This window comes from Bradyrhizobium sp. AZCC 1719 (genome assembly GCF_036924525.1).
In the GTDB taxonomy this organism is placed as follows: Bacteria; Pseudomonadota; Alphaproteobacteria; order Rhizobiales; family Xanthobacteraceae; genus Bradyrhizobium.
The window spans coordinates 4,419,560-4,432,277 of sequence record NZ_JAZHRU010000001.1 but is presented as its reverse complement, the minus strand read 5'-3'; the positions used below and the strand labels follow the sequence as shown (position 1 = coordinate 4,432,277).

General features: G+C 59.9%; 12 protein-coding genes, 1 tRNA gene and 1 pseudogene. 8 read left to right on the top strand and 6 right to left on the bottom strand.

From position 1 onward, the window contains the following. Nucleotides 1–257 precede the first annotated feature (257 nt). Nucleotides 258–584, top strand: coding sequence for a hypothetical protein (locus tag V1292_RS20810; RefSeq protein WP_334374569.1), 327 nt, complete (start codon nucleotides 258–260; stop codon nucleotides 582–584). Between the two features lie 162 nt (nucleotides 585–746). Here V1292_RS20810 and V1292_RS20805 read toward each other — a convergent pair whose 3' ends face one another. After that, nucleotides 747–1,973, bottom strand: coding sequence for a CaiB/BaiF CoA transferase family protein (locus V1292_RS20805; RefSeq protein WP_334374567.1), 1,227 nt, complete (start codon nucleotides 1,971–1,973; stop codon nucleotides 747–749). A gap of 235 nt (nucleotides 1,974–2,208) precedes the next feature. Here V1292_RS20805 and V1292_RS20800 point away from each other — a divergent pair, with 235 nt between their 5' ends. After that, nucleotides 2,209–2,466 (top strand): type II toxin-antitoxin system Phd/YefM family antitoxin, encoded by a 258-nt coding sequence (locus V1292_RS20800; RefSeq protein ID WP_334374565.1) that lies wholly within the window; start codon nucleotides 2,209–2,211, stop codon nucleotides 2,464–2,466. Then, entirely contained in the window at nucleotides 2,463–2,846 is a 384-nt protein-coding gene (locus V1292_RS20795) for a type II toxin-antitoxin system VapC family toxin (RefSeq protein WP_334374564.1), read from the top strand. The genes V1292_RS20800 and V1292_RS20795 overlap by 4 nt, the downstream gene beginning before the upstream one ends. 112 nt (nucleotides 2,847–2,958) lie before the next feature. On the opposite strand, the gene V1292_RS20790 is transcribed toward V1292_RS20795, so the two are convergent. The 3 genes from V1292_RS20790 to V1292_RS20780 form a co-directional block, all read right to left on the bottom strand. After that, nucleotides 2,959–5,331 carry an ABC transporter substrate-binding protein gene (locus tag V1292_RS20790; protein ID WP_334374563.1) on the bottom strand — a complete coding sequence of 791 codons (2,373 nt, stop codon included), beginning with the start codon at nucleotides 5,329–5,331 and terminating at the stop codon, nucleotides 2,959–2,961. A gap of 298 nt (nucleotides 5,332–5,629) precedes the next feature. Next, a complete protein-coding gene (locus V1292_RS20785) occupies nucleotides 5,630–6,004 on the bottom strand; it encodes a YbaN family protein (protein ID WP_334374562.1) in 375 nt (124 codons plus the stop codon). A gap of 149 nt (nucleotides 6,005–6,153) precedes the next feature. Continuing rightward, nucleotides 6,154–6,227: transfer RNA gene (locus V1292_RS20780), tRNA-Gly, on the bottom strand. Between the two features lie 372 nt (nucleotides 6,228–6,599). Between V1292_RS20780 and V1292_RS20775 the strand changes: the two are divergent. The 3 genes and pseudogenes from V1292_RS20775 to V1292_RS20765 all read left to right on the top strand — a co-directional run bounded on the left by V1292_RS20775 (nucleotide 6,600) and on the right by V1292_RS20765 (nucleotide 8,256). Then, nucleotides 6,600–6,991, top strand: a pseudogene (locus tag V1292_RS20775) (YciI family protein). 334 nt (nucleotides 6,992–7,325) lie between these two features. After that, complete coding sequence (locus V1292_RS20770) at nucleotides 7,326–8,060, top strand: Crp/Fnr family transcriptional regulator (protein ID WP_334374561.1); 735 nt, start codon at nucleotides 7,326–7,328, stop codon at nucleotides 8,058–8,060. 10 nt (nucleotides 8,061–8,070) lie between these two features. After that, nucleotides 8,071–8,256, top strand: a complete 186-nt coding sequence (locus V1292_RS20765) for a hypothetical protein (RefSeq protein WP_334374560.1) — start codon at nucleotides 8,071–8,073, stop codon at nucleotides 8,254–8,256. 167 nt (nucleotides 8,257–8,423) lie between these two features. Here the strand turns inward: V1292_RS20765 and V1292_RS20760 are convergent, their stop codons facing one another. Then, the gene (locus V1292_RS20760) at nucleotides 8,424–9,824 is read right to left on the bottom strand and encodes a caspase family protein (RefSeq protein WP_334374559.1); all 1,401 of its coding nucleotides are present in this window, start codon (nucleotides 9,822–9,824) and stop codon (nucleotides 8,424–8,426) included. A 52-nt stretch (nucleotides 9,825–9,876) separates the two neighbouring features. Further along, a complete protein-coding gene (locus V1292_RS20755) occupies nucleotides 9,877–10,755 on the bottom strand; it encodes a DUF1353 domain-containing protein (RefSeq protein ID WP_334374558.1) in 879 nt (292 codons plus the stop codon). Nucleotides 10,756–10,793: 38 nt separating this feature from the next. Here V1292_RS20755 and V1292_RS20750 point away from each other — a divergent pair, with 38 nt between their 5' ends. Together V1292_RS20750 and V1292_RS20745 are read left to right on the top strand one after the other, a co-directional pair. After that, nucleotides 10,794–11,018 (top strand): helix-turn-helix domain-containing protein, encoded by a 225-nt coding sequence (locus V1292_RS20750; protein WP_334374557.1) that lies wholly within the window; start codon nucleotides 10,794–10,796, stop codon nucleotides 11,016–11,018. Nucleotides 11,019–11,438: 420 nt separating this feature from the next. Next, on the top strand, nucleotides 11,439–12,716 hold the full coding sequence (locus tag V1292_RS20745) for a tyrosine-type recombinase/integrase (protein WP_334374556.1): 1,278 nt from the start codon (nucleotides 11,439–11,441) through the stop codon (nucleotides 12,714–12,716). The last annotated feature ends 2 nt before the right edge of the window (nucleotides 12,717–12,718 follow it).

The window sequence follows — 12,718 nt, the reverse complement described above, 5'->3', positions numbered from 1 at the left end:
CCGATGACAGGCTCCGGCGGGGATCAAGTACGCCGCGGCTTCTCGGTTCAATCATTGACGTCTCTGGGATACTGGGTCACCCGCCTTCGCGGGTGACGACAACTGAATATGAGGCGACATTCTCGCGACGCACCTGCGCGCGCGAGGTGAAGGTAGCGCACCTCGAATGGCTCGGAACGCTGGGGCTCGCTCGGCAGTTGTAGCGTCGAGGCAAGTGGACGCCTCACTACTGGCGAAGATCACCGAGAGGAATGCCGATGCCAACCCAGCCGACCATCGCGCGCATCTGGCGCGGCCGCACGCGGCCCGAGATCGCGGATAGCTATGAAGCCTATATCAAAGCCGAAGGAATCCCGCCGCTGGAGAAGACCGCGCTTGGCGTCCAGCTATTTCGCGAAGATCGCGAGCATGAGAGCTGGTTTACGACCATCTCCTATTGGCCCGACTTCGAGTCAATGACCGCCTTCACCAAGGGCGAACCAACCAAGGTTCACCATCTCGACCGCGATCCCGAGTTTCTGATCGAGCTGCCGGAATTCATCCAGATCCATCAGATCCTGGTCGACCGGCAGGGCCTGCGCTGAATCCGACGCAAGTAAGCCCCTCCCAATCGTCATTCCGGGGGCGTGCGAAGCACGAGCCCGGAATCTATTTCGCCCCCAAATGTGCGGCCGGATGGATTCTCAGATGTGCAATTGCACATCATAGTTCGCGCCAAGAGGCGCGCCCCGGAATGACCGAGAAGATCAGACGATCTTCTTCTCCTTCAGCGCTTCCACCTTCGCTTCGTCGTAGCCGATCGTCGCCAGCACGTCTTTGGTATCCGCGCCGAGCAGCGGCGGGGCGCGATAGTCCTTCACCGGGGTGCCGGAGAATGTGATCGCGTTGCGGATCAGCGACAGGTCGGACTGCAGCGGATGGTTGACCTTGACCTGCATGCCGCGCGAGCGGACATGCGGATCGGAAAACACCTGCGAGAAATCGTTGATGGGACCCGAGGGGACGCCGGCCTTCTCCAGCTCTTCCAGCCAATAGGCAACGGGCTTCTTCAAAAACATCCCGGCGAAGATCGCCATGATCTCCTTGCCGTGGACGACGCGGTCGTTGTTCTTGACGAAGCGCGGATCGGTGGCGAGTTCGGGCGCGCCGAGCACGGCGCAGGTGCGCTGGAACTGGCCGTCATTGCCGACCACCAGCATCAATTCGCCGTCGGTGCAGCGGAACACGCCGGCCGGCATGCCGCCATTGCCCCAGGTGCCGCGCCGCGGCGGGGTCTGGCCGTTGACGAGAAAGATCTGCGCGTAATGCGACAGCGCGGCGATCACGGTGTCGAACAGGCAGACGTCGACATGCTGCCCCTCCCCGCCATTGACCTTGCGGTGATAGAGCGCGGCCAGAATGCCGATCGATGAGTTCATGCCGGTCATGTAGTCGACGATCGAGGGGCCGACCTTCATCGGGCCGGCGCCGGGCTCGCCGTCGATATGGCCGGTGACGCTCATCAAGCCGCCCATTGCCTGCAGGATCGCGTCGTAACCGGCACGCGGCGCGTAAGGGCCGGTCTGGCCGAAACCGGTTACCGAGCAATAGATGATGCCGGGATTGATCGCCTTGATCGATTCGTAATCGAGCCTGTAGCGCTTGAGATCGCCGACCTTGTAGTTCTCCATCATCACGTCGCAGCTCTTGGCGAGCTCGCGAATGATCTCCTGGCCCTCCGGGGCCGCGATATTGACGGTGAGGGATTTCTTGTTGCGGTTGGCGCAGAGGTAGAACGAGTTGTTGTTGTTCTGCTTGCCGGCGGGGTCCTTCAGGTAAGGCGGACCGAAGGCGCGAGCGTCGTCGCCGCCGCCGGGACGTTCGATCTTGATCACCTCGGCGCCGAGATCGGCCAGCATCTGCGCCGACAGGGGCCCAGCGAGCACCCGCGTCAGGTCGAGAATCTTGATGCCCGAAAGTGGCAGAGCCGACATGAACTTCCTCCGAAAATTTTGGCGTGGTGGCGCGGGAAACAGGTCCGGCGCTTTGATGCTTGCCGATACACCATTTTGTGACGCTGAGCCCTGCATTGTCGGCATGTAGGTATCCATCGCTGGGAGCACCGACGAGCGCTCCGATCGATTGCGCTCCTTCTCGCACGCAACAATTGAATTGGACCACTAATTGGTCTATTCTTCTCAAGCCACCGATAATCGAACAAGGCACCTCATGCGCATCCCCGTCTCCGAAGCCAAAGGACAATTGACCGAACTGGTGCGACGCGCCGAAGCCGGCGACGAAGTCATCCTGACCCGTCATGGCCTGCCGGCCGTGCGTCTGGTTCCGATCGCGGCAGCGCCGGACCGGAAGGCGCGTCGCGCCTTGCTTGAGGCCGTGCGCGCCAGCGGCGCGACAAAGGCGGCGGCCGGACCCGGCGCTGCCAGGAGTCAGGATTTCCTATACGGCGATGACGGCCTGCCCGGATGATCACCGTCGATACGTCCGCTCTGATGGCTGTCGTGCTCGGTGAAGCCGAGGCCGACGCCTGCATCGCCGCGCTGGAAACAGAAGACGAGATATTGATCTCGGCGGTAACCATCGCCGAAGCATTGATTGTCGCGGACCGCCGAAACGTCGGCGACGAGATGGGAAGCCTGATTGACGGGCTTGGCCTCAACACCATTGCCGTTTCGCTGGCCTCGGCACGAAGGGCCGCGCAGGCCTATGCACGATGGGGAAAAGGCATTCACGCCGCCGGCCTCAACCTCGGCGACTGCTTCGCCTATGAGGTCGCGAAACAGCATCGCTGCCCCCTGCTCTTTGTCGGGAGCGATTTCGCGAAAACGGACATCAAGGGTGTTCTGTGAACCGGACGATCCCGGACGCCCAACCTCACCGCTAGCCTAACAGCGAAACGGGCGGCCCTACCGAAGGAGCCGCCCGCTGCGATTGTCGAATCGTTATTTGCCGATCGCCTGATTACCTGTTCGCGCCGGCCTTGGCGCGGCTGGCACGCCACTCCAGGAATTCGCGGTACAGGGGGTCGCGCTCCTGCGGGGAAAATGCGGCGGCGGCTGGCGCGGCAACCGGCGCCGGCACGGCACCCGATGCTGCCGATACGGCCGCGCCCGGAGGCATGTTGCGATCGAGCCATTCCTGCGCCGCCTTGAAGCGGGTCCAGCCGGACACCGTCGCCCGCGGCGCCATTTCCTTCCACTTCGGATGGAACGGCGGACGCTGCAACTGCGCGACCTTGTCGAACATCGTATCCACCAGCAGCGACAGGCGGCGGTAGCGATCGCTGTTCGGCGCCCAGTTATACGACGCCAGCACCGCCTCTGCCGCAACGGTCTCGACGTAGCCGCCATCAGGCACAAGGCCCGGGTAGTCCGCCGAAGAAAGCTTGGAAGGCAGATATTCCTCCTGCAGCGTCTTGGCGTAATCGACCGGGACCAGATGCAGGTTGCGATCGTTGACCTGGTTCAGCCATTGCAACGGCTTGCCTTCGATCGCAACGATCGCGTCGACCTCGCCCTTGCGCAGCATGTCCACCGCCAGTCGCGGCTCCTGGTAGATCAGATGCGGCCTGATCCCGAGCCGCTCGAACACGTTGATCGCGGTCACGAAGGTCGAACTGTCGGGCAAATCGACCACCACGGTCTTGCCGTCGAGTTCCCGCATGTTGGTGATCGTCCTCGGCGCAAGGACGTGCATTTCCTCGTTGAACATCTTGGCCACGTAGACGAACTGGTTGCGGATGTCCTTGGCGAAGTCCTTGCGGTCGAGATAGGCGAGCGTGTCCTTGCGCACGATGCCGGCGTCGACGCCCCGCAGCAGCAGAATGTCCGCCACCGCCTGCACCGATCCGCGGCCCATGACCGGCAGGATCCGCAGCGCCGTGCCATTGTCGAGCACGGAGGCGAGATCGGCGCCCACCTGCGCATAGGTGGAGCCGAACGAGCCCGTCATCAGGCTCACGGTATTGGCGTTGAGCTGATTGGCCAGATCGCGCTTGGTGGCGGTGCCGTACTTGAAGATCGTCTTGAACGAATCAGAGACCGCGCCCGGATCGATGCCGCTTCGCACCGGACCGAAGTGCTGCCAATTGCCATTGGTAAAGCGCATCATCCGCATCTGCTCGATCGGCGCATGGTCGGACGGGCTGGTATTGATCTGGATGCCCTGCACCATCATGGGAAGCTGGATCCCCTTGATCGCGCGGGCCTGCTTCATGATGTTTTCGCGCGAGAGATCGTCGCCACAGTTCTTCAGCACCTCGACCGTCAACTTGCTGACGAGGTAGCCGAGCACGGCCTGGCCGTTGGCCTTGCTCACGCTCGGGACATAGCGCTGCATGAAGGCGCTCCATTCGCGGAACGCCGCGTCACCGGCCGCCGCCGCGTCTTCGCCCTCCAACCTGTATGCCGCCGACAATATGCCTTCCGCATTTTGCGGGCCCGCCGGCTGAATCACGGCCGAGTACGAATTGGCGATCGATGCCACGAAATGGTTCGGCCTCCAGCCGAGTTCGACGCTTCGCCGGATCGCCATGATGGCGAATTTCGGCGTGGTGAACTCAATGAAGACGTCGGCGTTGGACGCCTTCAGCTTCGCCATCTGCGCATCGATATTGGTGTCGGTGACCTTGTAGGGAGCCTCGGCCACGATCGCGACCTTGCCGCCCAGGCCGTCCTTCAGGCCTTTCAGGTATTCCTTGCCCATACCATCCTCCTGATAGAGGACGGCGATCCGGCTGCGGGGATGGTTCTCCAGGATATACTGCGCAAAGATTTGCGCTTCAGCCGTGTAGGTCGGCAGGAAGCCGATGGTCCAGGGAAACTCGCGCGGCTGGTCCCAGGCCGCCGCGCCCGACAAGGCAAAAAGCTGCGGGACTTTCTTCGAGTTCAGATAGGGCTGGATCGCCGCGTTCGTGTTCGTACCGATGGTCCCCAAGGTGAGGAGAACCTGGTCGTCCTCGACGAGCTTGCGGGTCATTTCCATGGTTTTGTTGGGGTCGTAGGCGTCGTCATAGGTGATCATATTGACCTTGCGGCCATTGATGCCACCCTCGGCGTTGACCTTGTCCAGATAGGCCGAGATGACCTTGGCGATGACGCCGTAGGCGGAAGCCGGACCGGTATAGGGAGCGGTGTTGCCGATCCGGATTTCATTGCTGCCCGGAGGCGCCGCGTACGCCTGATCGCTCATCATCGAGCCGGCCATCGCGGCCAGCACCAGCGCCGCTGCCGCATTGCGCCGAGGGATGATGTTGAGCCGGCGCATGGCGTCGCAGGCCGAAGCCCAGGACAATTGTTCCATTCGCCAGCGAGTGATGCCGATCGTAGCTCCCATTACAGTCCCCCTGTGAGCCCATACTCTGCAAAATAATAATCGCGTGATGCGAGCGGGCACCGTTTCAACCCTACTCGCCGACATTGTGTCTCAATCGGATTGATTTTGTGGCGAGTCCAGGCGTTCCGTAAGGCATGGTTACCGAGCGCGTATTTTCGCCCAAGAAATGCACGGAATTGCCGTTAACTCGCCACACGCGCAATCAGCGCGTGTCCGTGTAAGCCACAGATGCCTGCGGCGCATCACCTTGCGGACACGCTGTCAGGGACAATTTTGATTAAATTTTGACCGACCACAGCTAGATGCCGTTCCCATCGGCCATCGCCGGCCGCGAAACGACATAGACGGCACAAGCAAGGAACATGACCGCCACACCTACGGCAAGCGGCAATGACGGCTCGACGCTGTACCAGAACACGACAAACCCGATCGTCATTCCCACGCAAGCCATGGCCTTGGCCGACCGCGGGATGGCGCCGGCGGCGCGCCAATCCCGCAGCGGTTTGCCAAATGTCGGATGATCCAGCAGCCATGCCTCGAACCGCGGCGACGAGCGCGCAAAACATGCCACTGCAACGATCAGGAAAACCGTCCCCGGCATCAGCGGCATCACCAGGCCGATCACGCCGAGCACAACCATCACCCAACCGAGGCTGAAGTAGATGATGCGCATCAGACCTGCCGCCTGTCCTTCCCGTCAAACAAAGACCGCTCGCTTCCCGTTCATGCCACGGCTTGCCTAGCCGTAGCTCGCGGCCACGAGCCCGCCTTCGCCCGCTGGGCTTCGGCGCGGCAGCCTTCCCTCGCTTTGCGAGCGAAGGCTGGAGCGGGTGAAGGGAATCGAACCCTCGTATTCAGCTTGGAAGGCTGCTGCTCTACCATTGAGCTACACCCGCGCTGGCGTTGCCCTAACACGATGCGCAGGCGGCCTCAACCGCCCCGCCGACCCTGTCCGCATGTCCTGTGCGGACCTTACGACGAGGTCCGCACCCCTTAACAGGGGCCGATTCGCCGCTTATATTCGGATTTCCATCAACAACGAAAGGAGGTGATCCAGTGTCTTATACTAAGCGCTGTCACCTCGCTGGGATCGCCCGCTAGGCTTGTCTTTTGGCCTGGCATCGGGGCGCTCTCAGCCCTGGACCAGCGAGCACAACAGTTGGGGCGCGACGGGAGTTCTCCCGCCGCGCCTTTTTATTTCTTAAACGTCTTATTTCTTAAACGTCCTCGAAAGGCAGCCAGTCCGGTCCGCCATAAAGGAGAAAGCGATGCTCTACGCCATGCTGGCCTATCACGTCGAAGCCGAGGTCACATCTTGGACGGCGGAGGAGGACGCGGCCCTGATGAGCGAACTGCTGGCCGTGCATGAGCGGCTCAACGCCAGGAAGGTGCTCGGGCCGGCGGCGCGCGGCTGGGCGGCACGGCGGAAGCCCGCACCTTGCGCGGACCGGGCGCGGGAATGGTCATCGACGGACCCTTTGCCGAGACCAAGGAGCAGTTGCTGGGTCTGTACGTGTTGAATTGCGCCAACGAAGAGGAAGCGATCGCGATTGCCCGCGACCTGCGGCGCGCCAATCCATCCGCCGTCTACGAAATCCGCCCGATCAGGCTCTATCTTCCCGGCGAATCCTTGCCGGAAACCTCGAGCGAGCCCGGCTAGAGCGTTTTTCCAGCGAAAGCCTGCCCCGGACTTGATCTCCGGGGTGGACACCGGTTGCGTCAAGAAAACGCGTCAAAACAAAGACCTAGAGCCCGGTTCTGATTCAATCAGAACCGAAAAGGCTCTAGGGGCTGGCGTTTCACGTTGGCGATCAGGCTGCGGATGCGCAGAGGCACTGGCATACCACACCGCGGCGGACGTCAAGAACAAGCATAGTTGACTCGCTATCGGGGCCACTGACCCCCACATTGAATGCATTACCGACACAACCAGTGCTCGTAGGCGTCGGTGACTGAGAGTGTTGTGCTCCCGCCTGCAAAGGAAAGGAGATACGATGCCTCATTCAGCCAATCGTATTCTGTCCCGAGCAAGCCCTGTCGATCTCGAAGACCTTCGGCCGCATCTTCGCATTGTCGAAATGCAACGCGGCAAGGTCGTTGCGGAGAGCCGCGCGCGCGTCAATCAGGTGTACTTCCCGCACGGCGGCATACTTTCGTGTATTGTTGAGCTGGAAGATGGTTGGGCGATCGAAAGCGGCATGATCGGAAACGATGGTGCTTTCGGGGCTGCACAAGCGATCGATAACAAGGCGTCGCTGCATAAAGTGGTGGTCCAGGTATCCGGCCTTGCGAGCGTCGTGGATGCGGAGCACCTCAAAGCGGTTGCCCTGTCTTCTCCTGACCTGCTCGCGCTGCTCATCAAGTACGAACAATTCCTTCTCGGCCAGGTGCAGCAGACGACTGCCTGCAACGCGATTCACAGCGTCGAACAGCGGACGTGTAAATGGCTGGTCAGGATGTGCGATCTCGTGGGCACCGAACTGCCGGTGACGCAGGAATTTTTGGCGCAGATGATGGGGGTGAGGCGAACCAGCGTCACCAGTGTTGCCAGCCAGCTGCAAAAAGAGGGGCTGATCTCGTACAGTAGAGGCAAGCTAAGCATCCTGAATATGGAGCTCCTGCAGCGCCGCGCGTGCGAGTGCCACCGAACTGTTCGGGAGCTGTATGCTACGGAGTTCGACGACACTGAACGAGCAGTGCTTCCGGCCCGACACAGCGCCTGTCCTTGAATTTCGAGTCTTGGCCGAGGCAGCCGAGTACGCCAATGTGGTCGATGCCTATGTGAGGGCATACCACGCTGCCGAACTGGGTGAGCGTGTTGCGCGGGTGGAGCAGCTGACCGATGCGGAGTTGATGCGGATCGCAACATCCAATCTCCCACAGATTGAGTTAACCACTCCGCGCCCCAACAAGGATGGTGGGTAATCCTGAACGCGCCCGACCATTTCCGCGCGAGTTTTTTGTCTTATGAGAGTTGGCGCGGATTAACGCAAAAATGATCGGCACTGCTGCTGTTGCCGACGATTTTGGAAGCTTCGAGATTGCCCTGAGGGCCGATAGAGGAAGAGCAGACGCCAGCCTGGGGTCCAATTTCAAAAAAATTTTGTGAACAGCGCAACGGTGAAGGTCACTAGTCCGACCATAAGCACGGTTATCGCAATTGCAATCTTAAGGTCGGGTCCGGCTTGATAGATTCTGGGACGGTTTTGATTGAGCTTGAAATGGTCTTGTTGAAAAAAAAGGGGTAAGGATAGATTGGGCTCGGGTTCGTCTTGCTTAAGTTCGGGATCGGGTAGATTGAGCTCGGGATCGTCGTCTTGATCAAGTTCGAGATGAGGAGGCGGATCGTCTTGATTGAGTTCGGGACCGTGATCCTGGCTTGCGGCAAGCGCGTCTTGCTCGGCGCGGACCATGTTGAGAAGAATGTTCGCTTCAACGATCTCGTCCGTTCCCGGATAGGCTTTTATAAATTCATCCAAATCGTTCTCATTCTGCTTCTGTACCTTTTCCCAATTTTTAGTTGCTAGGAGCTGCAGTGCTTCGCGTGCAAGTCTGCCCAAACGGGTAGTGCCGAAATCGGCGAGAAACTCGCGCAATCGACGAGGGTCCGTCGTTCCTTTGACCGCCTCCCAGTATTCGAGCGCTAGCCGGTCGAGGAGCGCCTCGTCTGATCCGGGTGTACGTCCACTTGTGTTTGCCAATGCTATCGCTGGGTTGTTGGCTGGCAATTCACAAAATCGGAAGTTCTCGCGTAGACTCGATTGGTCCCACGGCTCCTGGCTGCCGTTTGTCGCCTTGAGGACGTCCTTGCGAACGGCAATCATCAAGTCGTTGATCGAAAGGCCGGGCGTCGTCATATGATTAGCCAAGGCAGCCGTGAATGGACTATTCTTGCCGCTTCCATCGCGAGCGATATTGTCCGGCGCAGTCGCGAATGCAATGAACGATCCTCGTGACTGATGTACCTTAGCTAGACCAGAGCGCGTTAAGGAACGACTTTGTTCGTGGTCCGTCTGCGCCATCAGTAATGATCGCGCGAAGGGATTGTCTCGGCAAGCATCGAGAAAAACGAGACTTGACGTTCGCACATGCCTCATGAGGTCAAGAACCTCGTTTAACGAGAAGGCGCGGCGTCGCAGATGAACCTCTTGGCGGATGTCAGCATCAACTGGTATCAAGTAATTTGTGCCGCTCACTTGCAAGCCATGACCCGCATAAAACAGTAAGGCTGTATCGCAACTGACAAGTTCGCGCTCAAATTCTTCGAGGGCCCCCTCCATCGCGTCACGGCCCACATCGAGCGCAAGTGTGACGTCAAAGGGGGGAGACCCACTTTTCAGCTTCGTTGCAAAGAGCTCGGCGTCATTCCGAGGGTTCTTCAGCGGCGCAATTAGATAGTCCGAATTTCCAATAACAAGCGCAACACGTCGCTCAGCCGCGGCCGATGAGATCGGCGGTGGGTATCCCTCGTAGGATTTGCCACGTTCAACCATTCCGTCCTCATGATTGAACGCCATCGCTTAGCACAAGGATGATCCAGACGGATCAAAAGACGTCAGCCTGCTTCCGCCACTCTTCCCACGTAATAGTCGGACGATCTGGAAACCGCTTCACGAGACGTCTTCCCCCTGCCGCTTTTTCAACAGCGTTCTCCTCCCAAGCTCTACCTCCAAATACGCGCACGCCCGCCCAGATAACGTTCCGCGTGACAGTATCTACACCCATCTCGACCATTGCGCGGTCAAAGACTAGATCAGCCGTCTCGCGCGTGCAGGTCTGTTGCCAATAGAGGTAGTCGTGATAGATGGCAGCGTTGCCATACCGGCCGGTCTTTTGCAGAACTGCCCAGAGGAAGGCGGGCACAGAAGCGAGGTCCGTCACGAAACCGCGAGGCACGTCCACGCGCACGACGCCTGCTCCGTCGGAGGAGTCCGGTATCCAGCCGATGTCGTTATAGACGATCCACCAGAATTGGTCTGCGAACGGTAGAAGGATGGTCGCACCACCATGGAAAGTGCGTCCGCTAGGATCGGTGCCGTTACGGCTTTCTAAGTATCCCGTCACCCACTGACGTTTGTCTGCGGCGGCATTCTCATCGTGCCGCGGCCTCCCAAAAGTATCTGGTAGAAACTTGTTCAGCAGTCGAGCAATAAGCCCAAGCCGCTTTTCGGGATCGAGGCGGGGGTACGCCTCCATCAGCTTCTCGCTGTTGACGAGGGCCTGGACTAACAAGAGACGATCCTGCCGGGCGCTCCAGATTTCTATGATAACCTGAGCGCATTGCACCAGAAAGCCGCCAATCGCCATCGCCTCGGTGACATTAAGGGCGCGGGCGCGATCATCCGAACTTGCTACTTCGAGGGATGCCAGCACCTCAGGCCCCAAATCGGCTGCAACCGCGTGGGCGAGGTCTTTCTCATTCACAGGATGTTCTCCGGCAATGTTACTATTCTGATCCACCCTTGCGTAACAAAGCAAGCGCATCGACACGCTCGAACCAGACCTATCTGAATGTTCTCCGCAAAATATGCGCCGACGCGAAAGCGCGGGGCGTCTACAAGGGACGCAAGGCCACCATTGACCCTGAGAAAATTCGGAAGATGAAGGCGGGAGGCATCGGCCCTTCGGCGATTGCCAAAGCACTCAAGATCGGCCGCGCGTCAGTTTATCGAGCACTGGGAAGCTGAGGCCACCGAACCACTCCGGGTCGTTTTCTGTCTGGCCTCCGGGGAGGGAAAATCTTCCAGAAAAAGAATGCTTTTCGAAGCAGGGAACCAGAGTTCGACATCTGAAGCTAAGTTCGCTGTTACCCCGGACGTTACCCCGGAACCGCCCTTGGTGGGCCGGCTCCCTCCGAACAGATTCAAAAACTCTTGCAATCGCAAGATGGTGGGGAAGGAAGGACTCGAACCTTCGAAGCCATACGGCGGCTGATTTACAGTCAGCCATCTCGGCAAAACTACCCGTCACAATCCATCGCTCAAGATTTTCTTTTTATATTTATCTTCAATAGCTTGCTGGCTATAGTGAGGCAATGTTACTAACTCTTGCCCCCCTACCCTAACGCCAATTTCCCATACCCCAGCCCATACCCCGGAAACGATCAGATGCCCGTAAAGCTCACGGACCCACACGTCCGTCATGCCTCCCCAAAGGACAATCGATATGAGATCGCTGACAGCCAACAGCCGGGGTTGCGGCTGGTGGTCCAGCCATCTGGCGCGAAGTCCTGGGCCTATCGTTACGAGCGCGAGGGCGGGAAACCTGTGAAGGTCACGTTGGGGCGCGCTGCCGGCCCGGGGGCGCTTTCCCTGGCCGAAGCGCGCAATGCGGCGAACGACGCTAGCCGCCTCCGCTCCATCGGAGGCGATCCGGCCGACCGACGCAGGGCCGAAAAGCGGGCTGAGGCCGCCCGGATCGCGGCGGAGGAACGGGAGGCGCGGCGGAAAGACGACACGGTCGAGAATGTGCTGGCGCGTTACTACGCCGACCATGTTGACGGGTTGAAGTCTGCCCGAGAGGTACGTCGGGTTCTGGGTCGGGAATTGAAGGACTGGGCCAAGCGGCGGGTAGACGACATCCAGCGCGGAGACGCGATCCGCTTGCTGGACGCGGTGAAGGCGCGCGCGCCGGTCCAGTCGAAGCGGCTACGTGCCTATGGGCGCCATTTTTTTGCGTGGTGTGCGAGCAAGGAACTGACCGGAGCGAATCCGTTTGAGGGTACCGCCGTCGTGAAGGAGGTGCCGCGCGACCGTGTTTTGACGGACGATGAATTGCGGCTCTTGCTGCGCGCAATCGAGCGGCTGGAATGGCCCCGGCGGCAGTTCTTTCATCTGCTTTTGCTGACGGCGCAGCGTTTGAACGAGGTGGGCGCAATGGAATGGTCAGAACTTGATCTGACCAGCGACACGCCGACGTGGGTGCTGCCCGGCTCGCGGTCGAAGAACGGCCGATCGCATACCATCCCCCTGTCACCTAGCGCGGTCGAAATTCTGACCGGCATGGACCGGCTCGCGAACTCGCCGCGCGTATTCGCGTCGTTCTCGGCCGCTCGTGCAAAAACCGCGATTAACGACGCCATGCTTGCGGTGGTGCGCGAGGAAGCGGAGATGCGCGGCGACGATCCAGAGGCCACCACTGTCGCACCTTGGCGGTTGCATGACCTGCGACGAACAGCGGCCACAACGATGCCCCGGCTTGGTGTGGACGTGGTGACGATCGAGCGCGTGCTGAACCACCAGATGCGGGGCGTGATGGCCGTCTATCAAAAATATAGCTTCGACCGGGAGAAGCGGCGCGCCCTCGAATTGTGGGCTGACTTCCTCAACAATCTAACCACGGCTCGCGAGTCGAATGTCGTTCCCCTCAAGAAAGCGGAGGCGTGATC